The following is a 26,650-nucleotide window of genomic DNA, read 5'->3' as shown; positions in this document are numbered from 1 at the left end:
CGCCTGCGTCATGCCGCGTCAGCCGGCGCGGACGCCGCTTCCGACAGGGCCCAGACATCGAGCACCGCCAGTTCCAGGTTCTGCATGCTTGCAGCGCCGGCCATGCGGGCGCCTACCTTCAGCTTGTGGATCAGCGCGTCGACGATGGAGGCCGGATCGAGCGTTGCCTTTGCATTCACCGGTGCTTGCTGCAGCACCCGCATCAGCAGGCGTTGCTGCGCGCGCCGCAGCGCCTGCAGCGCATGGTCGCGCAGCGGTTCCTGCGAAGCGCTGGCGGGCGCATGCATCAGTACCCGCTCCAGGCCATCGATGCCGGCCTGGCGCCGCAGCGCCATGCCAAGCTGCAGGAATTGCGCCAGGCTCATGCCCTCCGGCCGCGGTACCGACAGGCCGGCGAACAGGAAGTCGGCGATGCCTTCGATTGCTTCCACCGTGCTGCAGGCCTGCGCGAACGCCGGCGGCGCATCCTGCACCGGCAGCGTCGACGCCACCGGCACCAGTTCGTGCACCGCTCCCGGCTTGCTGAACACGGCGCCCAGTTCCGCCAGCGCATCCGATTCGCGCGCCTGCTGTTCCGGCACCGACAGCACGCCCTGGATCACCGCCTTCTGCAGCGCGCGGGTACGGCTGTCGACCGCCCTCGATACCTCGCTGCTTATCCGCAGCGCATGCGCGTCGAGCACCTCGAATACCGGTGCCAGGTTCAGCGCCGCCCATGCCTGCGCCCAGGCGCAGATCACGTCGGTCTCCTTAATGCCGCGCGCCTTTGCGATGCCGGCGATCATGACCGGGCCGCAGCGGTTGACCGATTCATTGGCCAGCACGGTGGCCAGGATGGCATTGGCCAACGGATGTTCGAGCGCGTCGCGGCTGGCAACCAGCGCCGGCGGGAAATACGGCACCAGCAGTGCCTTGGCCCAGGGGAACTGGAGCAGGTTGATCTCGGCCAGCAGGCGCTTGTAGCGGTTCTTCACATGCGCGACCACCACCGCCAGCTCCGGCGTCGTCAGGCCCTTGCCTTCGTTCTTGCGGGTGACCAGGTCGGCCGCGCTGGGCAGGTGTTCCAGCTTGCGCGAGATCACGCCTTCGGCTTCCAGGTCGGCAATCAGCGCCGCATAGCTGTCCTGCACGGTATCGTCGAACTGGGCCTGCGCCTCGCGTACCAGCAGGTGCGTCTGCCGCGCATTGTCGCGCAGCACCAGCCGCACGATGTCCGGCGTGATATCCGTCAGCAGGTGGTTGCGCTCGTCCGCGGACAGCTTGCCGGCATTGACTTCGGTGTCGAGCCAGATCTTCACGTTGACTTCATGGTCGGAGCAGTCCACGCCGGCCGAGTTGTCGATCGCATCGGTGAAGATGCGTCCGCCCTTCATCGCGAATTCGATGCGGCCTGCCTGCGTCGCGCCGAGGTTTCCGCCCTCGGCCACCACCTTGCAGCGCAGCTCGCGGCCGTCGACCCGGACCGCATCGTTGGCGCGGTCCTTCACCTGTTCGTGGCTTTCGGTCGATGCCTTGATGTAGGTGCCGATGCCGCCGTTGTAGAACAGGTCCACCGGCGCCTGCAGGATCGCACGCAGCAGTTCTTCGGGCGCCAGGCTGTCGGCGTCGATCCCGAGCGCCGCGCGCGCCTGCGGCGACAGCTCGATGCTGCGCGCGCTGCGCGGCCAGACGCCGCCGCCTTCCGAGATCAGGCTCTTGTCGTAGTCGTCCCACGAGGAACGCGGCAACGCGAACATGCGCGCGCGCTCGCCGAACGCAGCTTCCGGATCCGGGTTCGGGTCGACGAAGATGTGGCGATGGTCGAAGGCGGCCACCAGCTTGAGCTTGCGCGAGAGCAGCATGCCGTTGCCGAACACGTCGCCCGACATGTCGCCGACGCCGACCGCGGTGATCGGCGTGCTCTCGAGGTCATGCCCCATTTCATGGAAGTGGCGCTTGACCGCCTCCCACGCGCCCTTGGCGGTGATGCCGAGCTTCTTGTGGTCGTAGCCGTTGGAGCCGCCGGACGCAAACGCATCGCCCAGCCAGAAGCCGCGCTTGACCGCGATGCTGTTGGCAATGTCGGAGAAGGTCGCGGTGCCCTTGTCGGCAGCCACCACGAGATAGGGGTCGGGTCCGTCGTAGCAGACGGTGTCGGCCGGGTGCGCCACGTCGCCGCGCACCCGGTTGTCGGTCACATCCAGCAGACCGGCGATGAAGAGCCGGTAGACAGCCTCGCCTTCCACCGCCGCCACTTCGCGCGTCGCATCCTTGGGCATCATCTTGCAGACGAAGCCGCCCTTAGCGCCGGCCGGCACGATGACTGCGTTCTTCACCATCTGCGCCTTGACCAGGCCGAGCACTTCGGTGCGGTAATCCTCCATCCGGTCCGACCAGCGCAGGCCGCCGCGCGCTACCGGTCCGCCGCGCAGGTGCACGCCTTCGAAGCGGCGCGCGAACACGAAGATTTCGCGGTAGGGGCGCGGCTGCGGCAGCAGCGCGAGCTGGCTGCTGTCGAACTTGAAGATGATGGTATCGCCGCCGCCGGGCTGGAAATACGAGGTGCGCAGCGTCGCCAGCATCAGGTCGGCGATCGCGCGCAGGATGTTCTCGGTATCGGCGTGATTGACGTCGGCCAGGCGCTGCTTGAAGGTGGACAGCGTGGCGGTGCCGAAGGCGCGCTGCTCGGCCGACAGCGCGGGGTCGAAACGCGCGGTGAAGCTTTCGACCAGCGTGCGCACATGCGCCGGCTGGGTCTTCAGGCGCTCTGCGATGTAGCGCAGGCTGAAACGGCAGCCGGCCTGGCGCCAGTAGCTGGCATAGGCGCGGATCAGCTGCACTTCCTTCATGCGCAGGCCGGCTTCCGCCACCAGCGCGTTCATGCGGCCGTCCTCGGCTTCGTCGTTGAACAGCGATTCGAACAATTCCTGCGCCGCCTGCGCGACCTGCGGCTTGGCCAGCTTGACCGCGCTCTGCGCGTCCACCGACAGGCTGGAAACGAAGTAGCGCGAGCCGTCCGGCGCCGGGATCGCATGGGTGCGTTCGCGCACGATCGCCACGCCGGCGTTCTGCAGCGCCGGCAGGATGGCCGACAGCGGCGGCACGCTGTTGACCGAATGCAGGCGGATCGTCACCACGTCGCCTGCGCCGATCTCGATGCGCACCTTCACCCGCGACGGCTGCGGGTTGCCGAGCAGCGTGCACAGGTCGCGGTAGCCGACCTGGGGCGACACCGCGTTGATGTAATCCGTCGGCAGGCCGGCGCGCAGCTTGCGCAGCGTTCGCCGCAGCTCGCCGTCCTCGGTGGCGTCGGCCAGGTTGTCGAAGCTGTTGTGCCAGCCTTCCAGCACGCCCAGCAGCGGCTGCTGGATGTCGGCATCGAGGTCGAGCGCCATGCTGGCGCCGTTGGCGATCATGTACACCCGCGCCAGCGGGCCGTCGGCCAGCAGCGTCTGCACCCGCACGTCGCGCGCGCCGGAAATGGTGCGCAGCGTCTGTGCCAGTGTCTCCTGGGAGTGCGCGCCGTAGCGTTCGCGCGGCATGTACACCAGCACGTTCAGGTGGCGGCCATAGACGTCGTGCCGCGCGAACACCTTGGCGCGCGGCTGCTTGTACAGCGCGACCACTGCGCCACATACCGCGGCCAGCCACGCCGGGTCGGCTTCCATCACCTCGGTGCGCGGCAGCGATTCCAGGATTTCCAGGAACTTCTCGGCACGAAAACCTTCGGAGCGGACGCCGGCCAGGGTCAGCACCTGCTTGATGCGGCCGCGCGCGAACGGCTGCTGCGGCAGCGTGCTGGCGGTCGCGGCGCGCGAGAACAGGCCCACGAAACAATGCTCGCCGAGGATGCTGCCCTGCGCGTCGCTGTCGCGCACGCCGATGAAGTCGAGCTGCTGGTCGCGGTGCAGCGTGGATTGCACATCCGCCTTCACCACCGACAGCGTCTCCTTGCGCGCGGCCAGGGTGTCGAAATCGCCCGGGATGCCCGCCAGGCAGTTGCCGTACACCGGATGATTCTTGTCGGTGAGCACGCCAAGCGCGCTTCCGGGCTGCCGCACCAGTTCGCGCTGGCCGGAAACCACATGGTAGCGCGCATAGCCGAATACCTCGAAACCCTCGGTCCTTGCCCAGTCGAGGAAAGCGGCGACCTCCTGGCCGCCGGCGTCGCGCGCGGCGGCAGCGGCGCCGACTTCGGACATCCTGGCGCGCAGCGCGGCGGCGTCCTGGCGCACCGCGGCGGCGTCGCCGGCCGCCATGCGGATGCTTGCCACCAGCGCGTCCAGATCCTGCCCGTTCAGCTCCTCGGCCATCAGGCACAGCACATACGATTCCGCCGCGCCGCCGCCGTTGCCGACCTTCTCCGCATGCCGGATGGTGCCGTCGGGATCGCGTTCGACCGACAGCACTGCGTTCAGGATCGCGCGCGACGGGATGCGCATGCGGCGCATTGCCATCACCATGGAATCGACCAGGAAAGGCATGTCCGGGTTGAGAATCAGGAGCGCGGTGGCGCGTCCGCCGCGGCCATCCGCGGCATGCATGGTCTCGATGCGGCAACCCTGTTCCGCCTTCCAGTTCGCCAGGCGCGAGAATCCCTCCCACAGCGGCGACGCGAGCGCATCGGCGCTGATGCCGGCGAGGTCTTCCTCTTCAAGCGAGTTGAGCCAGGCACGAATCAGGGAGGCGGTGGCGGGCGACGCGGTATGCGCTCCGGCCAGCGCGTGCTCGAAGGCGCGGGTGCGGAAGTCTTGCGATTTCTGGGTCATATGCTTCTCCATGGATGTGGATGTAGTATGCGCGGCCGCAGTGTGCCCGTCTTCCAGGCACGCGACACCGATTTACAGGGACACGGCGCACGGCCGCCTTATGGGCGGCCGATCGGATCAAAAGGAAAGGCGCTCGCGGGTGAACGCCCTTTCGTTTGGGCTCGCTTTCCGGGAAGAATCCCGGAATGGAGAGCCGTCTGCGGCAATCATAAATTTTCCGGCGCCGACGAAAATTTGTTATTTGCGCCAACCGCTGAAACATATTTACGCGGCCTTGTTGCGCTTCTTGAAAACCAGAAAGGCTTGAATCCAGTATAGGCGTCGCAGCGACGCTTGTTTAAGGAAAACAAGAATTGTCTTTTCAGCATCAATCCGCTTGCGCCGGGCAAAAAAAATGCCCCGTTTCCGGGGCATCAAGGGAGGCGGGCACGGTGTTTGCGCCGTGCCGCTTTCCTGGGTCTATCAGTTGAAGTTGTACTTCGCGGAGAAGTTGATGCGGCTCATGTCGCCATCCTCGCCGGCCAGCGTGGTGCGGCGGCCGAGGATGTACTCGGTGCCGATGTCGACGCCCTTGACCGGATTCCAGATGAAGCCGAGGTGCGCCTGCCACAGCTTGCGGTTGATGCCGAAGCGGCCGCTGTCGAGACCGTTGGCCACCGCGAAGTCGGTGTACTCGTTCGTGAAGTTCTTCTGGTAGCCGAGCGCGAAGTTGTAGCGCAGCGTGTCCGACGGCTTGTGCTGGTAGCCGAGCACGATGCCGGCTGCCTTTTCCATCAGGATGCGGTTGGTGCCGGCATCGTAAAACGCGCCTTCAATGTAGTTGAAGTAGCGGCCGATGCCGTTGCCGCCGGTGACGGTCCAGGTCAGGAAGTCGTTGCCGACGGTCTTGACCATGCCGCTCGCCGCCACGCCCCAGCCGCGGCGCGACAGGTTCACGCCGGCGCCGTCGTCGATGCGGTGCTCGTGGCTCAGCGCGCGCAGGCTCAGGGTGCCCCAGTCGAAGCCCTTGTCAAAGCGGCCGATCAGGTCAGGCACGCGCGAGAAGCCGGCCGGCGTCGCGGTTGCGGTGTTGTCGAGCACGTAGCTGACTGAGTTTTCCAGCGCAACGGTAAAGTTGCCCACGCCGGCCATCGGATAGGTGTAGCGGACCTGCGGCTGGCGGATGAAGGTGGCGCCGATCGGGCCGTTGAAGTCGACCGTTTCCGGGAGGCTGTCGAGGTCCATGAAGGTCGACCAGGTCTGGCCGGCCAGCAGGCCGCCGAACTGGCCGTAGGCATGGCGCAGGCGGAAGTTGTAGCTGTTGGTCGCCTGCTGGGTGTAGATGTTGCCCGTCGTGCCGTAGACGGCGGAATTGCCGGTGCGCGGATCGTTGTTGAAGTCGCCTTCGATCTTCATGCCGATCGGGCCGTACGGCGACGGCGTGGCGGCTTCGATGCCGATGCGCGAGGTGCGGCCGGTCAGGTAGGTGCGGCCCTTGCGGTTGCCCTGCGGCGTGCCCTCCAGCGGCGCGTACGGCAGGAAGGTGGAGTAGTCCTGGTCGCTGTTGTCGCCCTTGAACTCCTTCACCGCGGTCAGCTCGGCAAAACCGTAGACACGCACCGAGGTGTCGGAATTCGGCAGACGGAACGAGTTCGGGATGTCGCCCAGCACGACCGCATCCTTGGCGCGCAGTTCGACCTGCTCGACCCGGTCGGCCAGCGCGGCGTTGGAGCTTTCCTGCTTCTGGCTCTTCAGCGCGTCGAGTTCGGCGCGCAGCTTGCGCATTTCGGCGCGCAGTTCCTCGAATTCCTTCGCGGTCTGCGCCTGCGCCGGCATCGCGGCGGCGAACATCAGCGCAATGGAAGCGGTCAATGTGGTGAGTTTGCAATTCATTCTGTGGTCCTCCCTTTATAAGGATTGTTGGATTCGTTCTTACCTTGTCGTATAGGCAATCTGTCCCAGGAACGAGCGGATGCGCTCGTTGCGGGCATTGCTGAAAAACTCCATCGGCGGCGCTTCCTCGAGGATCTGCCCCTTCTCGAAGAAGATCACGCGGTCGGCGACCTCGCGCGCGAAGCCCATCTCGTGCGTGACCACGATCATGGTCATGCCGGAACGCGCGAGGTCCTTCATCACGTCCAGCACTTCCTTGATCATTTCCGGGTCAAGCGCCGAGGTCGGCTCGTCGAACAGCATCACCTTCGGCTGCATCGCGAGCGAACGCGCGATCGCCACCCGCTGCTGCTGGCCGCCGGAGAGCTGGTGCGGATACTTGTGCGAGTGCGCCTCCATGCCGACCTTCGCCAGCAGCTTGCGCGCCGCGTCCTCCGCCTGCGCCCGGGTGACGCCGCGCAGGCGCCGCGGCGCCAGCGTGACGTTGTCCATCACCGTCAGGTGCGGGAACAGGTTGAAGCTCTGGAACACCATTCCGACTTCGCGCCGCACCGCGTCGATGTGCTTCATGTCATCGTTGAGCTCGATGCCGTCGATCACGATGCGGCCGCTGTCATGCGTCTCCAGCCGGTTCAGCATGCGCAGGAAGGTCGACTTGCCGGAGCCGGAGGCGCCGATGATGACCGCCACCTCGCCCTGGTAAAACTTCGTCGACACATCCCGGATCACATGGAAGTGGCCGAAATGCTTGTTGATGTTTTCCGCCACGATCAGCGGTTCCTGCGCGCCCGGGCGCCGGGCGCCCTGGGCATTGGCCGGTGCGTCTGCCATGTTCATCCCCCTTCCCCGCTCAATGATGTCGTTCCACGTCCAGCTGCCGTTCGATCGCACCGGAAATCTGCGTGAGCACGGTGGTCAGGATCAGGTAGATGGTCGCGGTGGTGATGAAGACCGGAATCGGCTGGAAGGTGGCGGACTGGATGCGGTTGCCGATGTTCGACAACTCGACCACCCCGATCACGTAGGCCAGGCTCGAATCCTTGAGCAGGGACACGATGTTGTTGACCAGCGGCGGCAGCGAAATGCGGAAGGCCTGCGGGAACACCACGTCGCGGAAGGTCATGAAGGGCGTGAGGCCGAGCGAGCGCGCGGCCTCGGTCTGCCCCTTGTGCACCGCCAGGATGCCGGCGCGGATCGCCTCGGCGTTGTAGGCGCCGACATTCAGCGCCAGCGCGACGACCGCCGAATTGAAGTCCGACAGCTGCAGCCCGGGCACCAGCGCGGGCAGCGCCAGGAACACGAACAGCACCTGCACCAGCAGCGGCGTGCCGCGGATGACCCAGATGTAGAAGTTGGCCAGCCAGCGCAGCGGCAGGAGTTTCGACAGCTTGGCCAGCGCGGCGAGCACGCCGAGCACGATGCCGGCGATGCCGGACACCACGGTCAGCGCAATCGTGGTCTTGGCGCCTTCGGCGAACTGCTCCGCGTTGGAACCGATGGGTTCAGGCATCCAGGAGAGCGGAATGGCCACCATCCACAGGAAGGCGAACAATGCCGCCACGGAGATGGCGATCGAGACCGCGCTGCGCTTCTCGCGCGACCACCCCGCTGGTAATAGACTGATAGCTGCTCTCAAGGCTGCCTCCTCGCTCGATGTCGATGTCCGCCCTTACTGGCAGCGGATGTCTTCCTTCATGTATTTCTCGGAGATCGTCTTGTAGGTGCCGTCGGCCATCACTTCGGCCAGCGCCTTGTCTACCGCGGCCGCCAGCGAGGTGTTGCCCTTCTTGACGGCGGTCGCGACCTTCTCGACGAACAGGTAGCCGCCGGTCTTCAGGCCGATGTTCGGATTGGTCTCGAGGACGTTCTTGACCACGAAGCGGTCGCTGACCCAGGCGTCGACGCGGCCGTTCATCAGCGCGGCGCGGGCATCGGTATCCTGCGGGAAGTTCTTCACTTCCTTCACGTTCGGCAGCTTCTTCACGTTTTCCATGTAGGTGGAACCGGTCTGCACCGCCACCGTCTTGCCGGCCAGCTGGTCCGGCGTTTTAACGGAGCCGTCGCGGGTGACGATCACGCCGCCGCTGCAGTAGTGCGGATTGGTGAAGCTCACCGCCTTGGCGCGCTCTTCGGTGATGCCGAAGGAGGCAATCACCATGTCCCAGCGGTCCTGGCGCAGGCCGGCCAGCAGCGCGTCGAAGGACAGCGCCTTCCATTCGATCTGCAGGCCCATCTTCTTGACCATGGCTTCGGCCAGCTCGACTTCGAAGCCGGTCAGCTTGGAACCCTGGAAGTAGTTGAACGGGGGGTAGGCGCCTTCGGTGGCGACGATGATCTTGCCGCTGGACTTGATCTCGTCGAAGGTACGCGCCTGCGCAGTCATGCCGACCAGCAGACCGGCAATGACGACCAGCAGGGATGTGATTCGCTTCATGGGTGGTTCTCCTCGTGGATGGGTTTTCGAGCCTTCTTTTCAAGACGACAATTCGCCGTCCGGTATTGGACCAGTTAACACACCGTGGTCAAACCAGCATCGCGACCTGCTCTTGAAAAAATGCGACATCGGCTGCGGGTAGGCTTCCGAAATCGAGCGGGCGCGCGATATTACCTCGCGTTGCAGCGAAGAAAGATTGGAAGTAGGCAGGAAGGAAAGAAGATTATTCGGCAAGTACGCCACGCGCGGCCGCAAACCCGCGCCACGCCTGGCGTGCGGTCCAGGCGGCGGCGTCCATGTTGCTTTAGAGGATATCCTCGGTTGCGCTTACTGCTGGGATGCGTAGAGCGCCGGCAGCCCGAGAATCGTTGTCAATTCGTCCAGTGCGGCCTGCACCTCGACCGCCAGCGAGGGATCGGCCAGGTCGTCCGGCGCCAGCCGGTCACGGTAGTGGCGGCCGACCCAGGCGACCAGCTTGCCGTACAAGTCCTCGGTCAACAGCACGCCGCGATGCATCGCCGCCGCCTCGGCATCGGTCAGCGCCACGCGCAGGCGCAGGCAGGCGGGACCGCCGCCATTGCGCATGCTCTGGCGCAGGTCGAAGCTGATCAGTTCGTCGATCGGCCCGCCGCTTGCCGCCAGCCGCTGCAGATAGGCGGCGACCGCCGGGTTTTCCTGGCATTCCTGCGGCACGACCAGCGCCATCCTGCCGTCGGGCTTGCTCAGCAGCTGGCTGTTGAACAGGTAGCTCGACACCGCGTCCGCCACCGACACCTCCGACGCCGCCACCCGCACCGGCCGCAGTTCCGCGTGCACGCCGGCCAGCGCGCGGCGCAGTCGGTCCAGCGTGCCGCTTTCATCGACGAAGGCCTGCTCGTGATAGAACAGTACGTTGCCGTTGCCGACCGCGATCACGTCGTTGTGGAAGACCCCCTGGTCGATGGTGGCCGGGTCCTGCTGCACGAACAGCGCGCGCGCCGGATCGAGGCCGTGCAGGCGCGCGACCGCCTGGCTGGCTTCCAGCGTCTGGCGCGCGGGAAAGCGGACCGGCGCGGGAGCGCCGGGATCGAACTCCACCCGGCCATACACGAACATTTCGACGCCCGGCGCGCCGTGCGCCGCGCACAGCCGGGTATGGTTGGCCGCGCCCTCGTCGCCGAAGGCCGGCGTCGGCGGCAGCGCATCATGCACCGCGAAATGGCGCTCGTCGCCGAAAATCGCGCGCAGCGTGCGCGCCGTCTGCGCATGCTCGTAGGAGCGGTGCAGCTTGTTGTTCAGGTTGGCGACGGTGAAATGCGTGCGGCCGTCGGCAGTATCCGCGGACGGGCTCACGGTCGCGGCATTCGCCGTCCACATCGGTGACGCGGAATAGGCGCTGGCGAGGATCACCGGCGCTTCCCGGTGCGCGCGGGAAATCACTTCGGCATCGCTGCCGGTAAAGCCGAGGCTGCGCAGCAGGCGGAAGTTCGGCCGGTCCTGCGGCGGCAGCAGCGCCTGCGCGAAGCCGCGCTGCGCCAGCGCACGCATTTTTGCCAGTCCCTGCAGCGCCGCCTCCTTCGGGTTCGACACGCTGTTGACGTTATTGGACGAGGCGACGTTGCCGAAGGACAGACCGGCGTAGTTGTGGGACGGTCCGACCAGGCCGTCGAAGTTGTATTCGCGTGCGGTTTGCATGAGTGTTCCTGTAATTTGTATTGCTTGGGACGTATGCCGGCTGCCAGCCATATCAGCGTAGCAAGCTGGTCTTCCCCGTCATTGCCGCGAAGGCGGGAATCCAAAGGCAGCCTCTCCTACCGCCTCCGCATGGATTCCCGCCTTCGCGGCAATGACGGGCGAGTGAGGCACGCTCCGGGGGCCGAGCCCGCGCCAACGCGTGCGTCGCCTTCCTGATCTAAAACGCCAGCCCCGGCGACAACTGTTTCGGCATCTCCAGCACCTCGTTTTCGATCGACGCCACCGGATATGCGCAGTAATCCGCCGCGTAATACGCGCTCGGCCGATGGTTGCCCGACTTGCCGATGCCGCCGAACGGCGCGGTGCTCGCCGCGCCGGTGGTCGGCCGGTTCCAGTTCACGATGCCGGCGCGCGCCTGCACCAGGAATTGCTCCCACAGCGCCGCATCGTCGCTCAGCAGACCCGCGGCCAGGCCATACTCGGTGGCATTCGCGGCCCTGATCGCGTCGTCGAAACGCGCCACGCGCACCACTTGCAGCAAGGGGCCGAACCATTCTTCATCAGGCACCCCGCACGCGTCGGTGACATCGACGATGCCGGGCGACAGGAAACCGGTTCCTTCCCGCAGCCCGCGCATTTCCAGCAAGGCCTTGCCGCCGCGCGCCAGCAGGTCCTGCTGCGCCTGCAGCAGCCGCTGTGCGACCTGCGCGGACACGACCGGCCCCATGAACGGCGCCGGCGCATCGTCGTACCGGCCGACCACGATCTTCGACCCCACCTCGGCCAGCCGTTCGACCAGCGCCTGCCCCTGCGGCGAGTCTTCGACGATCAGGCGGCGCGCGCAGGTGCAGCGCTGGCCGGCGCTGACGAAGGCCGAAAAAATCGCGTGATGGACGGCGGCGTCGCGATCGCCCGCGTTCCATGCCACCAGCGCGTTGTTGCCGCCCATCTCCAGCGCCAGCATCATGCCCGGCCGGCCGGCGTACTGCCGGTGCAGCAGCGCGCCAGTCTGGTAGCTGCCGGTAAACAGGATGCCGTCCAGGCCGGACGCGGCCGCCAGCGCGGCGCCGGTATCGCGGCCGCCGTTGACCAGGTTGAGCACACCCGCCGGCAGGCCCGCCTGCTCCCATAGTGCGACAGTCTTGATCGCGGTCTGCGGCGCGTATTCGCTCGGTTTGAACACGACGGTGTTGCCGGCTATCAGCGCCGGCACGATATGGCCGTTCGGCAGGTGGCCGGGGAAGTTGTACGGGCCGAACACCGCGAACACGCCGTGCGGACGATGGCGCAGCACGGCGTTGCCGTCGGCCACCCTGGTCAGCGATTCCCCGGTGCGCGCATGGAAGGCCTGCACCGAGATGTCGACCTTGTTCGCCATCGTGGTCACTTCGGTGCGCGCTTCCCACAGCGGCTTGCCGACTTCGATCGCGATCTGCAGCGCGAGATCTTCCGCATGCTCCTTCAGCAGGTCGCGAAAGCGCTGGCAGACGGCAACGCGTTCGGCAAGCGGCGTGCGCGCCCAGCGGTCGAACGCTGCGCGCGCGGCCGCGACGCCACTGCTCACTTCATCTGCGGCAGCCGAGCGTCCGCGCCAGGTACAGGTTCCGGTGGAGGGATCATAAGCGGCCAGTTCCGGGCCTTCACCCGCAATCCAGCGGCCATTCAGGTAATGACTATGCATGGTGTTTCTTCGGATTGAGCGGCATCGCGCGCACAGCGTCGCCGGCGCGGCAGCCGAGAAGTTCATGGTGTTGCGCCGTCAGCGCGAGCCGGCCGCGGCGTGCATGGGCGGGCGCCGCGATCACGCGGAAGTCCTGCATGCGGGTGGTCGCCACCAGCGTCGACTGCTCGCCCGCCGCTTCCTCCGCGGCGAGGTCGGCGATCGCCAGCTCGCTCTCGCGCAGCGAGCGCAATTCGGCAACGCGCGCCTGCAGCACCGGTCCGGCGTCGAAGATGTCGACATAACCTTCGTAGTGCATGCCCTCCTGCTCCAGCAGGCGGCGCGCCGGCGCGGTATCCACATGCACCCGGCCGATCACTTCCTGCGCTTCCTGCGGCAGGTAGGCGACATACAGCGGGTGGCGCGGCATCAGTTCGGCGATGAAGGATTTCTTGCCGAGGCTGGTGAGATCGTCGGCGCGGTCGAATTCCATCTTGAAGAAATGCCGGCCGAGGCTGTCCCAGAACGGCGAGCGGCCATCGGCGCGCTGGTAGCCGCGCATCTCGGCGATCAGCTTTTCCGAGAACAGGTGCGGGAACTGCGCGACGAACATGAAGCGGCTCTTGGACAACAGCTTGCCGTTGATGCCTTGCCGGTAATCCGGATGCAGGAACAGCGAGCACAACTCGGCGCAGCCGGTGAGGTCGTTGGACAGGTAGAGCGTGTCCATGCGCGAAAAGACTTTCAGTTCCTTGCTGGAATGCACCAGTGTGCCGATGCGGTAGTTGTAGAACGGTTCGTCGAGGCCGACCGCGCTCTTGATCGCACACACCCCGACCACCTTGCCGAGCGCGGCGTCTTCCATCACGAACACATAGTCGCGCTGCGCCGGCGCGATCTGCTCGGCGAAGGATGCGCAGGCGATTTCGACACGCTGACCGAGCGACTTGCGGTCCGGCTTGAGCGTGGTCATGCCGGAGCCGACGAGCTCGGCCAGCGCCAGCAGTCCGTCGAGGTCCTGTTCCCTGATTGCACGTACGACTAACATGGGCGGCCTCACAGAGTCACACACAAAACGGAATCGCCGGCAACGACGTCCAGCGCGCGCATCGCAGCGCCGTCGAGCGCGACGCTGTCGGACAGCTCCGGGCAGATACAGTCGGCCACGACCGCGCGGAACGCGTTCTCGCGCGCGGTGGCGACCAGGCAGCGCGTGCGCTCGTCGCCGCAAGCGTCCCCGCTGACAGTGCGGCGCGACGAATGAGAGAACGAGCGCAACGCGTTGCGGTGCGCCTGCAGGATCGGGCCGCCGTCGAAAATGTCGATGTATTCGTCCGGTTCGAAGCCTTCGTCCGACAGGATCTGGAACGGCAGTTCGCCCTCCTCGTGCACCTGGCCCATCGCCGCCTGTGCCTCGCCCGGCAGCAGCGGCACATACACCGGGTAATGCGGCATCAGTTCGACGATCAGCGTGCGGTTGCGCGCGCCCTCGATCATGCGCTCGGCTTCCAGGAAGTCCATCTGGAAGAACTTGCGGCCGAGCGCTTCCCAGAATGGCGAACAGCCTTCGTCGTCGGTGATGCCCGACATCGATGCAAAGAATTTCTCGCTGAAGCGGTGCGGCGCGACCGCCGCGTACAGCAGCCGCGCGCGCGACAGCAACGCCGCTTCCGGTCCGGCGCCGCGCCGGTCGCGCATGTAGAAACTCGACAACTGGGAATAGCCGGTCAGGTCCGAGCACAGCGTCAGCGCGTGCACGTTGTGGCTGATGTTGAGGTCGCGCGACACCTGGTTCAGCACATCGTTGCGAAACGCAAAGAAGGTGCCGCTCGAGCCGGCCGTGGCGGCAATCGCGGCGGTGCCGGCAATCGACCTGTCGCCGGCATTTTCCAGCACCAGGAAGTAGGATTCGTCGCTCGGGATGTCGGGCTGCGCGCCGAACGACGCGATCGAGCGCTCCACCGCCCGCTCGATGGTTGCGCGCGAGCGCGGCAGCGTATGCACGCCGGGCGTGACCACCGTCGCGAGTGCTTCCAGCGCGGGAATGTCGGCGGTTTCGACCGGCCTGACGACGAACATGGCGTTCCCCGTATGCGTCATTGCGCCGCCACTACCGTGTCAAGCGCGCGGCGCAGGCGGGCGACGGCTTCGTCGATCTGCACGTCCGTCACCACCAGCGCCGGCAGCAGGCGCACCACGTCCGGGCCGGCGATGAGCAGCATCAGCCCTTCCGCCTCGGCCGCCTTGGTGATTTCCTTGGCCTTGCCGCGCCAGCCCTCGGACAGCACCATGCCCAGCATCAGGCCGCTGCCGCGCACCGTCGCGAACACTTGCGGATATTCCTGCGCGACGCCGTCGAGCTTGTCCTTGAGGTAGCTTGCCGCCGCTCCCACGCGCGCGAGGAAGGCCGGCGCGTTGATGGTGTCCAGCACTTTCAGCGCAACCGCCGCCGCCAGCGGATTGCCGCCGTAGGTGGTGCCGTGCGCGCCGACGGTGAAGGCGGCCGCGACCGCTTCGGTGGTCAGCATCGCGCCGATCGGATAGCCGTTGCCCAGCGCCTTGGCCGAGGTCAGGATATCCGGCGTCACGCCGTAGCCCATGTACGCGAACAGCTTGCCGGTGCGCCCCATGCCGCACTGCACTTCGTCGAAGATCAGCAGCGCGCCCTTCGCGTCGCAGAACTCGCGCAGCGCGCGCAGGTATTCCACGCTGGCCGGCAGCACGCCGCCCTCGCCCTGCACCGGCTCGACCACCACCGCGCACACGTCGTCGGTGATGGCCGCGCGCGCCGCGTCGATGTCGTTGAAAGGAATGTGGTGCAGATCCGGCGGCAGCGGCTCGAAGCCTTCGGTGTACTTCGGCTGGCCGCCGACGGACACGGTAAACAAGGTACGGCCGTGGAAGGAATTGACGCAGGACACGATGCGCGACTTGTGCGGCCCGAACTTGCCGTGCGCGTACTTGCGCGCCAGCTTGAACGCGGCCTCGTTTGCTTCCGCGCCTGAATTGCAGAAGAAGGCACGCTCGGCAAAGGTGGCCGCGGTCAGCGCCTTCGCCAGCCGCAGCACAGGCTCATTGGTGAAGCCGTTCCCGACATGCCACAGCGTATCGGCCTGCGCGCGCAGCGCGGCGACCACGGCCGGATTCGCGTGCCCGAGGCTGGTGACGCCGATGCCGGCGGTGAAGTCGAGGTATTGCCTGCCCGCCTGGTCCCACAGGTCGAGGCCGGAGGCGCGCACCGGCACCATCGCGCTCGGCGCGTAGGTCGGCACCATGACCTGGTCGAAGGTCTGGCGACCGACCGCTTCCTGTGCTGCAACTGCAGCGTCGTCAAATCGCTGAATCGAATGCATTCCTTGCTCCATCTGGGTTGGATGATGGGATTATAGGGACGGACGCGGCAAAACTCTTTTCAATCTGCGACGCGGAATTTCAGAAAATCGCGGCTTATGGATTGCAGGAAATGCAAGACGCCTCAGACCGTCAGGCCGGGCCGCCCGCGTCCGGGGATGGACGCAGCCGGCGCTGGCGTTCTTCGCGCGGCGTGATGCCGAACAGCGCGCCGTAGGCGGTGGAAAAGTGCGATCCCGAGGAAAAGCCGCACATCAGTCCGACCTGCACGATCGACTGACTGGTGTCCAGCAGCAGCTGCCGCGCGCGCTGCAGCCGCAGTTCCAGGTAATAGCGCGAGGGCACGCTGCCCAGGTATTGCTTGAACTGCCGCTCCAGCTGGCGGCGCGAGATGCCGACCAGGCTGGCAATGTCATCAGTGGCGAGCGGCTCCTCGATATTTGCTTCCATCAGCGCAACCGCCTCGGACAGCTTCGGCTGCAGCGCGCCGAAGCGGGCTTGCAGCGCGACCCGCTGGCGGTCGGAATGCGGACGGATACGGTCGATGCACAGCGCTTCCTTGATCCGTGCCTGCAGTTCGCTGCCGAATGCGGCGCCGATCAGGGTCAGCGAAAAGTCGATGGCGGCCGCGCCGCCGCAGCAGGACAGGCGGTCGCCGTCGAGTTCGAACAGGTTGGGCGCGAGGATGGCGCGTTCCGCGCTGCCGCCGGCTTCCGCGTACAGCGACCAGGGCAAGGCGGTGCGCACGCCGTCCATCGCGCCGGCCTGCACCAGCCACAGCACGGCGGCGCCGACGCCGCCCCATAGCGCCGCGCGCTGGCAGCATTCGACCAGCGCGCGCAACTGCGGCTGCGGCAGCGGGCGGTACTCCTCATCGGCCAGCGCCAGCGCCAGGTGCGGCCGCGCCGATTGCCCCGGCCCCCCGTCGAGCACCCTCTGCAGGGGCAGCACCTCGACCTGCAGGCGCTGCGGACCGAGCAGCCGGGCCGCCAGCCGCCATGGTTGTACGACGCCGGCGGCCGCGACCGACAAGCCGCTCCCCGCATCCACGAGGAGGATGCGCAGCGGCGCTTCCTGTCCGAGGCGGGAGAGGCTGGAAAATGGCATGGGCGGTCGTCAGTTCTTGTCAGTCAGCGCATTGTCTTCCAACATCATCCCGGCACCAAGCCCCCTGCCGGAAATTTCAAAGAGCGCGTCGCCTTTTTGGTAATCATGCGCGTGCCGGCCGCGCTCCCGGCGTCCACTGGCTGACGATCATGCCGGAGATCAGCAACAAGCCGCCGAGAACACTGCGCGTGGTCATCGTTTCCGCCAGCCAGAAATAGGCGGCGATCGCCGCGCAGGCCGGCTCGAATGCGTAGACGATCGCAGCCTCGTTGGCGCTGCTGTGGCGCTGCCCCCAGGTCTGCAGCGCAATGATGGCGGCGGTGGCGACCACGCCGAGGTAGAGCAGGTTGTAGAAGTTGTCGCCAATCCCCTGCGCGATGCCGGGCCAGTTCACCGGTTCCGCCGTCACCAGCGCAATCCAGAGGCCGGCGCAGACCGCGACGGTGAGGATCTGCACCGCGGTCAGCGCCATCAGGTCGGACGCGCGCCGGGTCAGGATTTCCATCAGCTTCACATAAACGCCGAAGCAGATCGCCCCCCACAGCGCCAGCGTGTCGCCCGCGCTCCAGACGCCGCCGTCCCAGCACATCGCAAACAGGCCGGCGATCGCCAGCGCCACCGCAAGCAGGATGCGGTTTTCCGGCATGCGCCCGGCCATGACGCCGAGCAGCGGCACGATCAGCACATTGAGGCCGGTGATGAACGCATTGCGGTTGGCGCTCATCTGCCCGAGCGCCTCGACCTGGAACAGGAAGGCCGCAAACAGCATGGCGCCCAGCCCGGCGCCCGCCAGCCAGTCCGTGCGCCGCGCGCGCAGCAGGAAGGGCGACAGCAGCGCGCCGCCCAGCACGAAGCGCAGGAAGGCGATCCAGACCGCGGAAAAATCGCTCGACAGGTCTTTCATCGCAGGAAAGGTGGTGCCCCAGACGACGGTGACGATCAGCAGGGCAAGGATGCCTCGGAGATGGAGTTGCATGAAAAACGGAAATGAGGATGAGGGCGCTTATTATCGGTCGAAACGCCTTGTCTTGCTCCGCGGCAGTAAAAAAACGGCCGGCGCGGCACCGTCACCAGGTGCCGCGCCGGCCAGTCCGCCTGTCTCAGAAATCGAAGCTGATGCCCTGCGCCAGCGGCAGCGCGTGGCTGTAGTTGACCGTGTTCGTCGCGCGCCGCATGTAGGCCTTCCACGCATCGGAACCCGATTCGCGCCCGCCGCCGGTCTCCTTCTCGCCGCCGAACGCGCCGCCGATCTCGGCGCCGCTCGGCCCGATGTTGACGTTGGCGATGCCGCAGTCGCTGCCGGTTGCCGACATGAACAGTTCCGCCTCGCGTACATCGGTGGTGAAAATGCTCGACGACAGCCCCTGCGGCACCGCGTTGTTCCACGCGATCGCCTCTTCCAGCGTGCGGTAGCGTACGACGTACAGGATGGGCGCAAAGGTTTCATGATGCATGACCGCCGTCTGCGCCGGCATCTCGACCAGCGCCGGGCGCACATAGTGGCCGTCGTCGCATCCTTGCACCACCGTGCGCTCGCCGCCGCTGGCGCGGCCGCCTTCGGCGCGCGCCCGCGCCAGCGCGTTTTGCATCGCATCGAATGCGGCGCCGTCGATCAGCGGGCCGACCAGCGTGCCCTTCTGCAGCGGATTGCCGACCGGCAGGGAGGCGTACACCTTCTTCAGGCGCGGCAGCAGCGCGTCGTACACGCTGTCGTGCACGAACAGGCGGCGCAGCGTGGTGCAGCGCTGGCCGGCGGTGCCGACCGCGGAGAACACGATGGCGCGCGTGGCAAGGTCGAGATCGGCGCTGGGCGCCACGATCATCGCGTTGTTGCCGCCCAGTTCGAGAATGCTGCGCGCCAGCCGTTGCGCGCAGGCCTGCGCGACCGCCCGCCCCATGCGCGTGCTGCCGGTGGCGCTGATGAGCGGCACGCGCGCGTCGCTGACCAGTGCCTGCCCGCGTTCATGGCCGCCGATGATCAGTTGCGACAATCCCGGCGGCGCGTCGCTGCCGAAACGCGCGCAGGCCTGCTCGAACAGCGCCTGCACCGCGATCGCGGTGAGCGGCGTTTTTTCCGACGGCTTCCACACCACGCTGTTGCCGCAAACGAAAGCCAGCGCGGCGTTCCAGGACCAGACCGCGACCGGGAAGTTGAATGCCGAGATCACACCCACCACGCCCAGCGGATGCCAGGTTTCCATCATCCGGTGGCCGGGCCGCTCGGAAGCGATGGTCAGGCCGTACAGCTGACGCGACAGCCCGACCGCGAAGTCGCAGATGTCGATCATTTCCTGCACCTCGCCCAATCCTTCCTGCAGGATCTTGCCGGCTTCCATCGTGACCAGCCGGCCGAGCGGTTCCTTGTGCGCCCGCAAGGCCTCGCCGAACAGGCGGATCAGCTCGCCGCGGCGCGGCGCCGGCACCATGCGCCACTGGCGGAACGCCGCATCGGCTTGCGCGATCTTCTCGCCGGTCTCGTGCGGCGTATCGGCGCGCAGCGATGCCAGGGTGGCGCCGGTGATCGGGGTCCTGCTATGGATGTCCTGGCCATGGTAGCGCGACAGGTCGGCGCCCATCATGGACAGCAATGTATTGATCGTCTCCATTCCGGTTTTCCTTTCAGTCGGCGTAGAAGCGGCCGAAACGGTTTGCCAGGAAGTCGCCCAGCGCAGCCTGCTCCTGGCGCACCAGTCCGCGCCGCGGCAGCTTGCCCTGCAGGACCAGGTCGACCATGGTGCAGATGCCGGCCGCGGTGGTGAGCTGGATCGCCGACAGCAGCTGGCCGTTCACTTTCTGGCTGTATATCTTTTTCGCGTAGGTTTCCTGCTCCAGCCTGCCTTCGCGCATGCCGCACACGCTGGCGAACACCAGCACCACGTCCTGCCGGGTGATCGGGATCGAGGATTCCAGCACATCCTTCAGGATCGGCCGGCGGTCGAGCATGCCGAGCTGCAGGTCGCGCACCAGCATCTTGATGATATCGCGGTGGCCGGGATAGCGTACCGTCTTGTAGTTCAGGTTCTGCACCCTGCCGGCCAGGGTGTCGCACAGCGTGCCGAGGCCGCCGGAGGTGTTGAAGGCTTCATAGTCGATGCCGTCGAGCGAGAAATGCTCGACCTCCTCCAGCGGCGACACTTCGCGCAGCTGGCCGTCGACGATCGCCTCGCAGGGATTGCAGTATTCGTTGATCAGGCCGTCGGTGCTCCAGGTCAGGTTGTATTTCAGCGCATTGCTCGGAAAGGTCGGCAATGCGCCGACCCGCATGTTCACGTCGCGCAGCCGGTCGAAGCGGCGCGCCACGTCGTTGGTGACGATGGAGATGAAGCCCGGCGCCAGGCCGCACTGCGGCACGAAGGCGGTGGCCGCGCCCTCCGACAACTGCTTCACCACGCGCGTGCTTTCCACGTCTTCGGTGAGGTCGAAGTAATGCGCGCCGGCCTTTTTCGCGGCGCCGGCGATCACCGGCGTCAGGAAATACGGGCAGGCCGACAGCGCGACGTCGTGGCCGTCGATCAGGCCGGCGACAGCGGCGGCGTCCGACAGGTCGGCATGGGCGACGGACACGTCGGGGAATGCGGCAGCGCTCACATGCGCCAGCCGCTGCGGATCGCGGTCGGCGACGGTGATCCTGAAATCGCCGGTATGGGACAGCAGGTTCAGGATGGCGTCGCCGATCTTGCCGGCGCCCAGGAGGATCAGTCTGGTTTTCATGTTCTTTGCTTTCTCTTGTTGTTGTACCGATGTCAAAAGTCTAAGTTCAACCGGTGTCAGAAAACAGAGAGCAAAGCGTCGTCATATTGTATGATTGCAATACAATTTGACGAAATATCGAGACAAAACGTACATATGAAGCCGCTCGACGAGATCGACAACAAGATCCTGGCCCTGCTGATGGACGATGCGCGCATGCCGGTGGCGACCATCGCCAAGCGGGTCGACATCGCCCGCACGACGGCGATCGCGCGCATCGCGAACCTCGAAAAGCGCGGCATCATCGCCGGCTACGGCGTGCGCCTGAACCAGGAGCTGTACCAGCCGGCGGTGCGCGCCTATGTCGGGATCGCGGTCGACCCGCGCAAGGCGGCATCGCTGGTCAGGCTGCTGCAGAAAACCCCGGCAGTGGAAACGCTGTGCGCGGTCAGCGGCCCGGTCGACTACATGCTGACGCTGCGCTGCCAGTCGACCGGCGAACTTGACCGCCTGCTCGACCAGATCGGTGCGATCGACGGGGTGCGCCAGACCTCCACCTCGATCATCCTGACCAAGAGGATTGACCGGAGTCCGGTCTGAGCGTGGCCAGGACCATTAAGCTGATAAAAATTTCAGGAGAATTCCGATGCATTCCATCCCCGAAACGAAGAAAAACCACCTGTGGCGCAAGGTGATCTGGCATACCGACCCGGAAGTGCATCCGCTTGGTCCCTTTCACTCGATCGAGGTGTACTGCTGCGAAGAGTCGAACGGCTTTGCGGTCTGGTACGTGCGCAAGCTGGCGCGCGACGATTCCCGCGGCAAGCCGGGCATGGAGAACGGCGACTACCTGCTCAACTTCTATTCCAAGACCGCACGCGATGCGGCGATCGAGCGCGCGGTGCTGCTCGCCAATGGCGGACCGTCGGCGGACAAGGTGATCGCCGCGCTGGACGAACTGGCGGCCGCCGCGCAGAAGGTGTAAGCGCGGCTAAGCGGACGGGTGCGCGCGGCCCGTCCTGCCGCTTGTCCGCCCCTGCTACGCCGGCCACAACGGCGGCTCGTCCATCAGCGCGATCTGCTCGCGCAGTTCCAGGATGCGGTCCTGCCAGTAACGCTGGGTATTGAACCAGGGGAAAGCCGCGGGAAACGCCGGGTCGTCCCAGCGCCGCGCGAGCCACGCGGAATAATGGATCAGGCGCAGCGTGCGCAAGGCCTCGATCAGGTGCAGTTCACGCGCATCGAAAGCGCAAAAGTCTTCGTAACCGGCCAACAGGTCGGACAACTGGCGCACCATGTCGGCGCGCTCCCCCGACAGCAGCATCCACAGGTCCTGGATCGCCGGCCCCGTGCGGCTGTCGTCGAAGTCGACGAAATGCGGGCCGCTGTCGGTCCAGAGCACATTGCCACAATGGCAGTCGCCATGCAGGCGCAGCAGCGCGACATCGCCGGCGCGTTCATAACAGCGGCGCACGCCGTCGAGGGCCTGCTGCACCACGCTGCGGTAAGCCTGCACCAGGTCGTCCGGCAGGAAGCCGTTCGCAAGCAGCCAGGACGCCGGTTCGTCGCCGAAGCTCGCCGCATCGAGCACCGGCCGCGCATCGAACGGCCGCAGCGCGCCGATCGCATGGATGCGCCCGATGAAGCGCCCCATCCATTCCAGCGTCGCGGGATCGTCGAGCTCCGGCGCGCGCCCGCCCTGCTTCGGATAGACCGCGAAACGGTACCCGTTGAAGCTGTGCAGCGTGTCGCTGTCCCGCAGCGGGAGCGGGGCCACGACCGGAATCTCCCGCTCCGCGAGTTCCTGCACGAACACATGCTCCTCGAGGATGGCAGCGTCGGTCCAGCGCGCCGGCCGGTAAAACTTTGCCACCAGCGGCGGGCCGTCTTCGATGCCGACCTGGTAGACACGATTTTCGTAACTGTTCAGCGCGAGCAGGCGGCCGTCGCAGACCAGGCCGACGCTGTCGAGCGCGTCGAGCACGCAGTCCGGGGAAAGATCGGAAAAAGGGGGGGAGGCGGAAGTCATTCCGTGATTGTACGTCGCCTGGTGGCGCCAGGAGGAAGCGGCCTGCGTTCAGGTTGGCAACATGGCAATGAAAGCCATCCGCCGTTTATTCCCGGAAACCCGCCAGTCGTCCGGCAGACATTGCCGCTTTGTACCGAAAGTATATGATTTCCTCAATACATTGCCGGTCGGCAAACCAAACCAATCCGTAAGAAAGAAGGATCCAATGCGCACTTGCCTTTCGAACAACAAGCATGCCGCCGGCTTTTCGTTGATCGAACTGATGATCTCGGTCGCGATCGTCGCCATCCTCGTCGCCGTCGCGCTGCCGAGCTACCAGTCCTACATCGTGCGAGGCGCCCGTGCGGCCGCGCAGGCGCAGATGATGGAAATCGCCAACCGCGAGCAGCAATACTTCCTTGCCAACCGGACCTACGCAACCAAGGCCGAGCTCGAGGCGAACGGTTTCCGGCTGCCGACCGACGTCAGCTCGAAGTACAGCTACGACATCGCGCTGGGCACGGCGACGCTGCCGTCCTACACCATCACCTTTACCCCGACCGGCTCGCAGGCCAGCGACGGCACGCTCAGCCTGAACAGCGAGGGTGTGAAGCTGCCGGCCAACAAGTGGTGAAAAATCATGTCCGCGTCCAACCTGCAACGGCAGCATGGCACCTCGATGATCGAGGTGCTGGTGACCATCGTCATCCTGACCATCGGCCTGATGGGCCTGATCGGCCTGCAGGCACGCATGCAGTTGTCCGAGATGGAATCCTACCAGCGCGCACAGGCGCTGATCCTGCTCGAGGACATGGCCAACCGCATCACCAACAACCGCAGCAACGCGGCCAGCTACGTCACCTCGACGCCGCTGGGCACCGGCAATACCTGCACGGCCAGCAGCGCCTCCTCGCTGCAGGTGCGGGATTCGTGCGAATGGAATGACGCGCTGCAGGGCGCTGCCGAAATGTCGGGCAGCAACCGGGTCGGCACGCTGATCGGCGGACGCGGCTGCGTGGACAGCCTGGGCAACGGCGAATACATGGTCACAGTCGCGTGGCAGGGCCTGACCCCGGTATCGGCGCCGCCGTCCAGCGTCGCCTGCGGACAGAACCTGTATAACGGCAGCGCCAATTCCACCTGCACCAACGACCGCTGCCGCCGCACCCTGACCACCATCGTACGAATCGCGACGCTGACGACATCATGAACCGCCTCTCACACCCCAGCCCTTGCCGGCAGCCGCGCCGGCGGCAGGACGGCTTCACCCTGGTGGAGCTGATGATTTCCGTGGCCGTCAGCTTCGCGCTGCTGCTGGCGATGATCAGCTTCCTGGTGAACGCGTCGCAGACCAACCGCGAACTGGCAAAGGCAAACAGCCAGGTCGAGAGTGGCCGCTTCGCGATCCAGGCACTGCAGAACGACATCTTGCAAGCGGGCTACTGGGGCAATTTCATGCCGCAGTTCGACGACCTCACGCTCAGCAGCGTGCCCACCGACGTCCCCGCCGCGGTGCCCGATCCCTGCCTGGCGTACGACGCGGCCAACTGGACCAGCGCGTACAAGACCAACCTGGTCGGCATTCCGCTCCAGGTCTACGACGCGGTACCTGGCAGCTGCGGCTCGGTCGTCACCAGCAGGAAAGCCAACACCGACGTGCTCGTCGTACGCCATGCCCACACCTGCGTGCCCGGCGAAACCAACTGCGAAGCCAGCGTCTCCGGAAAACTCTATTTCCAGGCGTCCGGCTGCGAAAGCGAAATCAGCGCAGGCCAGCGCTGGGTGCTGGACACCACCGGGTTCACGCTCAAGCAGCGCGGCTGCACCGGCACGCCGCCGACGACCACCGGGGCGCTCGCGCCGGTGCGCAAGTTCGTCTCCAACCTGTATTACATCCGGGATTATGCGAACAGTGCGGGTGACGGCATCCCGACACTGGTGCGCTCGGAATTCGACCTTGCCTCCGGCACGCTCGCGCACCAGACCGCGCAACCGCTGGTGGAAGGCATCGAAGGCTTCAAGCTCGAGCTGGGCATCGACAACGTCAGCGACGCCGGTCTGCCGGTGGACTTCACCCAGGCAATCAACTGGAGCGACACGACCACCAAGACCTCGCCGACCAACCGCGGCGACGGCGCGCCGGATGGCAGCTTCATCCGCTGCACCGGCACTTGCACCGCCGCCCAGTTGATGAATACCGTCGCGGTCAAGCTGCATCTGCTGGTGCGCAGCAGCGAAGCAACGCACGGCTACACCGACACCAAGACCTACACCCTGGCCGGCACCACCTTCGGCCCTTACAACGACGGTTTCAAGCGGCACGTCTTCACCACCACCGTGCGCCTGATGAACGTCGCAGGCAGGAGGGAGACGCCATGAACATGCCATACACCCCGGGCAGCCAGCGCGGCGCCACGCTGATTGCCGGCCTGATCATGCTGGCGGTGATCATGCTCACTGTTACCACTGCCTTCACGCTCAGCAGCACCAACGTCAAGGCGGTCGGCAACATGCAGTTCCGCAACGAGGCGGTGGCGGCGGCAAACAAGGCGATCGAACAGGTGATCAGTTCCCCGTTCACCAACTCGCCGGCAGCGGAAGAGATCAATGTCGACCTCAACAACGACGGCAATACCGACTACGTCGTGCAGATCACGCGCCCGACCTGCGTGCGCGCTTCCCAGCTGACCAACACCAATCAGCGCCGCAGCAGCCTCACCCTCCGCGGCCTGTCGGGCGGCATGGCGTACTACAACACGATGTGGGAAATCGAGGCAGTCGTCAACGACGCCATCAGCGGCACGGCGGTGCGCGTGCACCAGGGCGTGCGCGTGGTGCTGGACCAGACCAAACTGAACGAAGTGTGCGCATGACCGCACGGAACAAAAACAGGAGAGGAAAATGAAACGTCATTTCGCCAGGAGCCTGATTGCGGCCGCCGCGCTGGGTACGCCCCTGCTCGCCGGCGCCGCCGATACCGACCTGTTCGTCGGCGCCACCGCCGCTTCGGCCAGCGAGGTGCCCAATGTGCTGCTCCTCGTCGACAATACCGCGAACTGGAATACCGCGTTCACCAATGAAATGGCGGCGCTCGCGTCCACCCTCAATGGCCTGGCTGACGGCAAGTTCCGGGTCGGCATCATGATGTTTACCGAAACCGGCGGCGGCAATTCCGGCAACGACGGCGGCTATGTGCGCGCCGCGGTGCGCCTGATGGACGCGACCAACAAGCCGAAGTACCAGACGCTGGTGAACAGCTTCGACGTCGGCGACGACAAGAGCAACGGCGGCAAGGCGGCGCTGATGATGGCCGAGGCGTACCGCTATTTTGCCGGCGGCACACCCTATGCGGGCAACAACAAGAACAAGACCGATTACTCCGGCAGCACCTATGGCACGGCGCAGTCGAAGGCTGTGTACGCGCTTGGCGGCAATGCGCTCGCATCGAAAGGCGCCACCACCTACAACAGCCCGGTGACCGCAGGCTGCCAGAAGAACTACATCATCTACATCAGCAACGGCCCGGCGCAGGAAAACACCAGCGATACCAACACCGCGACCTCGATGCTGTCGGCAGCGGGCGGCAATACCACCGCGATCCCGATCTCGCCCAGCGGTTCGCAGTCGAGCGTGGCCGACGAATGGGCGCGCTGGATGAAGCAAAGCAGCCTGGGCATCGTCACCTACACGCTCGACGTCGATCCCGGCACCAACGGCCAGGGGCCGGGCTGGACCGCGCTCTTGAAGAGCATGGCCAGCGTCGGCGGCGGCAAATATTTTTCGGTCACGTCCGGCAACGGCGGCGCCAACATCAGCTCGGCGCTGGGCAAGGCCTTTTCCGAGATCCAGGCGGTCAACAGCGTGTTCGCCGCGGTCAGCCTTCCGGTGTCGGTCAACACCCAGGGCACCTACCTGAACCAGGTGTATGTCGGCATGTTCCGGCCCGACCCGGACAGCTATCCGCGCTGGGCCGGCAACCTGAAACAGTACAAGATGGGCAAGCTGAACGGCGCGCTGAAACTGCTCGACGCCGACAGCGCCAGCGCGATCAACAGCCAGACCGGCTTCGTCACCGAATGCGCGCGCAGCTTCTGGACGCCGTCCAC

The 26,650-nt window shown here is 65.9% G+C and carries 21 protein-coding genes and 1 pseudogene; 7 read left to right on the top strand and 15 right to left on the bottom strand.

The window, feature by feature from the left end:
• Positions 1-8: 8 nt before the first annotated feature.
• The 14 genes from VEC01_RS15995 to VEC01_RS15930 all read right to left on the bottom strand — a co-directional run bounded on the left by VEC01_RS15995 (position 9) and on the right by VEC01_RS15930 (position 20,557).
• Positions 9-4,748 (bottom strand): NAD-glutamate dehydrogenase domain-containing protein, encoded by a 4,740-nt coding sequence (locus VEC01_RS15995; protein ID WP_324901902.1) that lies wholly within the window; start codon positions 4,746-4,748, stop codon positions 9-11.
• 462 nt (positions 4,749-5,210) lie between these two features.
• Positions 5,211-6,620 carry a DcaP family trimeric outer membrane transporter gene (locus tag VEC01_RS15990; RefSeq protein ID WP_324901901.1) on the bottom strand — a complete coding sequence of 470 codons (1,410 nt, stop codon included), beginning with the start codon at positions 6,618-6,620 and terminating at the stop codon, positions 5,211-5,213.
• Positions 6,621-6,659: 39 nt separating this feature from the next.
• Positions 6,660-7,457 carry an amino acid ABC transporter ATP-binding protein gene (locus VEC01_RS15985; protein ID WP_324901900.1) on the bottom strand — a complete coding sequence of 266 codons (798 nt, stop codon included), beginning with the start codon at positions 7,455-7,457 and terminating at the stop codon, positions 6,660-6,662.
• A 13-nt stretch (positions 7,458-7,470) separates the two neighbouring features.
• Positions 7,471-8,256, bottom strand: coding sequence for an amino acid ABC transporter permease (locus tag VEC01_RS15980; RefSeq protein WP_324901899.1), 786 nt, complete (start codon positions 8,254-8,256; stop codon positions 7,471-7,473).
• A 33-nt stretch (positions 8,257-8,289) separates the two neighbouring features.
• Positions 8,290-9,054, bottom strand: coding sequence for an ABC transporter substrate-binding protein (locus VEC01_RS15975; protein WP_324901898.1), 765 nt, complete (start codon positions 9,052-9,054; stop codon positions 8,290-8,292).
• A 327-nt stretch (positions 9,055-9,381) separates the two neighbouring features.
• The gene (astB, locus tag VEC01_RS15970) at positions 9,382-10,728 is read right to left on the bottom strand and encodes an N-succinylarginine dihydrolase (RefSeq protein WP_324901897.1); all 1,347 of its coding nucleotides are present in this window, start codon (positions 10,726-10,728) and stop codon (positions 9,382-9,384) included.
• A gap of 217 nt (positions 10,729-10,945) precedes the next feature.
• Positions 10,946-12,409, bottom strand: a complete 1,464-nt coding sequence (gene astD / locus VEC01_RS15965) for a succinylglutamate-semialdehyde dehydrogenase (protein ID WP_324901896.1) — start codon at positions 12,407-12,409, stop codon at positions 10,946-10,948.
• Positions 12,402-13,436, bottom strand: coding sequence for an arginine N-succinyltransferase (gene astA / locus VEC01_RS15960; protein ID WP_324901895.1), 1,035 nt, complete (start codon positions 13,434-13,436; stop codon positions 12,402-12,404). Before astA ends, astD begins: the two co-directional genes overlap by 8 nt.
• A gap of 8 nt (positions 13,437-13,444) precedes the next feature.
• Positions 13,445-14,467, bottom strand: coding sequence for an arginine N-succinyltransferase (locus VEC01_RS15955; RefSeq protein ID WP_324901894.1), 1,023 nt, complete (start codon positions 14,465-14,467; stop codon positions 13,445-13,447).
• 17 nt (positions 14,468-14,484) lie between these two features.
• The gene (astC, locus tag VEC01_RS15950; protein WP_324901893.1) at positions 14,485-15,741 is read right to left on the bottom strand and encodes an acetylornithine/succinylornithine family transaminase; all 1,257 of its coding nucleotides are present in this window, start codon (positions 15,739-15,741) and stop codon (positions 14,485-14,487) included.
• A 130-nt stretch (positions 15,742-15,871) separates the two neighbouring features.
• Complete coding sequence (locus VEC01_RS15945) at positions 15,872-16,846, bottom strand: GlxA family transcriptional regulator (RefSeq protein ID WP_324901892.1); 975 nt, start codon at positions 16,844-16,846, stop codon at positions 15,872-15,874.
• A gap of 103 nt (positions 16,847-16,949) precedes the next feature.
• Positions 16,950-17,822 carry a DMT family transporter gene (locus VEC01_RS15940; protein WP_324901891.1) on the bottom strand — a complete coding sequence of 291 codons (873 nt, stop codon included), beginning with the start codon at positions 17,820-17,822 and terminating at the stop codon, positions 16,950-16,952.
• Between the two features lie 124 nt (positions 17,823-17,946).
• Positions 17,947-19,452, bottom strand: a complete 1,506-nt coding sequence (locus VEC01_RS15935; protein ID WP_324901890.1) for an aldehyde dehydrogenase family protein — start codon at positions 19,450-19,452, stop codon at positions 17,947-17,949.
• Between the two features lie 13 nt (positions 19,453-19,465).
• A complete protein-coding gene (locus VEC01_RS15930; protein ID WP_324901889.1) occupies positions 19,466-20,557 on the bottom strand; it encodes a saccharopine dehydrogenase family protein in 1,092 nt (363 codons plus the stop codon).
• Between the two features lie 135 nt (positions 20,558-20,692).
• On the opposite strand from VEC01_RS15930, the gene VEC01_RS15925 reads away from it, so the two are divergent.
• Positions 20,693-21,136, top strand: coding sequence for an Lrp/AsnC family transcriptional regulator (locus tag VEC01_RS15925; protein WP_324901888.1), 444 nt, complete (start codon positions 20,693-20,695; stop codon positions 21,134-21,136).
• A 46-nt stretch (positions 21,137-21,182) separates the two neighbouring features.
• Positions 21,183-21,521 (top strand): hypothetical protein, encoded by a 339-nt coding sequence (locus VEC01_RS15920; RefSeq protein WP_324901887.1) that lies wholly within the window; start codon positions 21,183-21,185, stop codon positions 21,519-21,521.
• Between the two features lie 54 nt (positions 21,522-21,575).
• On the opposite strand, the gene VEC01_RS15915 is transcribed toward VEC01_RS15920, so the two are convergent.
• Positions 21,576-22,565: a serine/threonine protein kinase gene (locus tag VEC01_RS15915; RefSeq protein WP_324901886.1), complete on the bottom strand. Its 990-nt coding sequence runs from the start codon at positions 22,563-22,565 to the stop codon at positions 21,576-21,578.
• A gap of 205 nt (positions 22,566-22,770) precedes the next feature.
• Here VEC01_RS15915 and VEC01_RS15910 point away from each other — a divergent pair, with 205 nt between their 5' ends.
• The 5 genes and pseudogenes from VEC01_RS15910 to VEC01_RS15890 form a co-directional block, all read left to right on the top strand.
• Positions 22,771-23,178, top strand: a complete 408-nt coding sequence (locus VEC01_RS15910; protein ID WP_324901885.1) for a type IV pilin protein — start codon at positions 22,771-22,773, stop codon at positions 23,176-23,178.
• A gap of 6 nt (positions 23,179-23,184) precedes the next feature.
• Positions 23,185-23,754, top strand: coding sequence for a type IV pilus modification protein PilV (pilV, locus tag VEC01_RS15905; RefSeq protein ID WP_324901884.1), 570 nt, complete (start codon positions 23,185-23,187; stop codon positions 23,752-23,754).
• The gene (locus tag VEC01_RS15900; protein ID WP_324901883.1) at positions 23,751-24,923 is read left to right on the top strand and encodes a PilW family protein; all 1,173 of its coding nucleotides are present in this window, start codon (positions 23,751-23,753) and stop codon (positions 24,921-24,923) included. Before pilV ends, VEC01_RS15900 begins: the two co-directional genes overlap by 4 nt.
• The gene (locus tag VEC01_RS15895) at positions 24,920-25,417 is read left to right on the top strand and encodes a hypothetical protein (protein ID WP_324901882.1); all 498 of its coding nucleotides are present in this window, start codon (positions 24,920-24,922) and stop codon (positions 25,415-25,417) included. Before VEC01_RS15900 ends, VEC01_RS15895 begins: the two co-directional genes overlap by 4 nt.
• 28 nt (positions 25,418-25,445) lie before the next feature.
• Positions 25,446-26,650: pseudogene (locus VEC01_RS15890) on the top strand (pilus assembly protein PilY); the annotation flags it as partial.

Source organism: Noviherbaspirillum sp. (genome assembly GCF_035627455.1).
Taxonomy (GTDB): domain Bacteria; phylum Pseudomonadota; class Gammaproteobacteria; order Burkholderiales; family Burkholderiaceae_D; genus Noviherbaspirillum.
The sequence above is the reverse complement of the archived record's forward strand: the minus strand, read 5'-3'. Positions and strand labels throughout refer to the sequence as shown.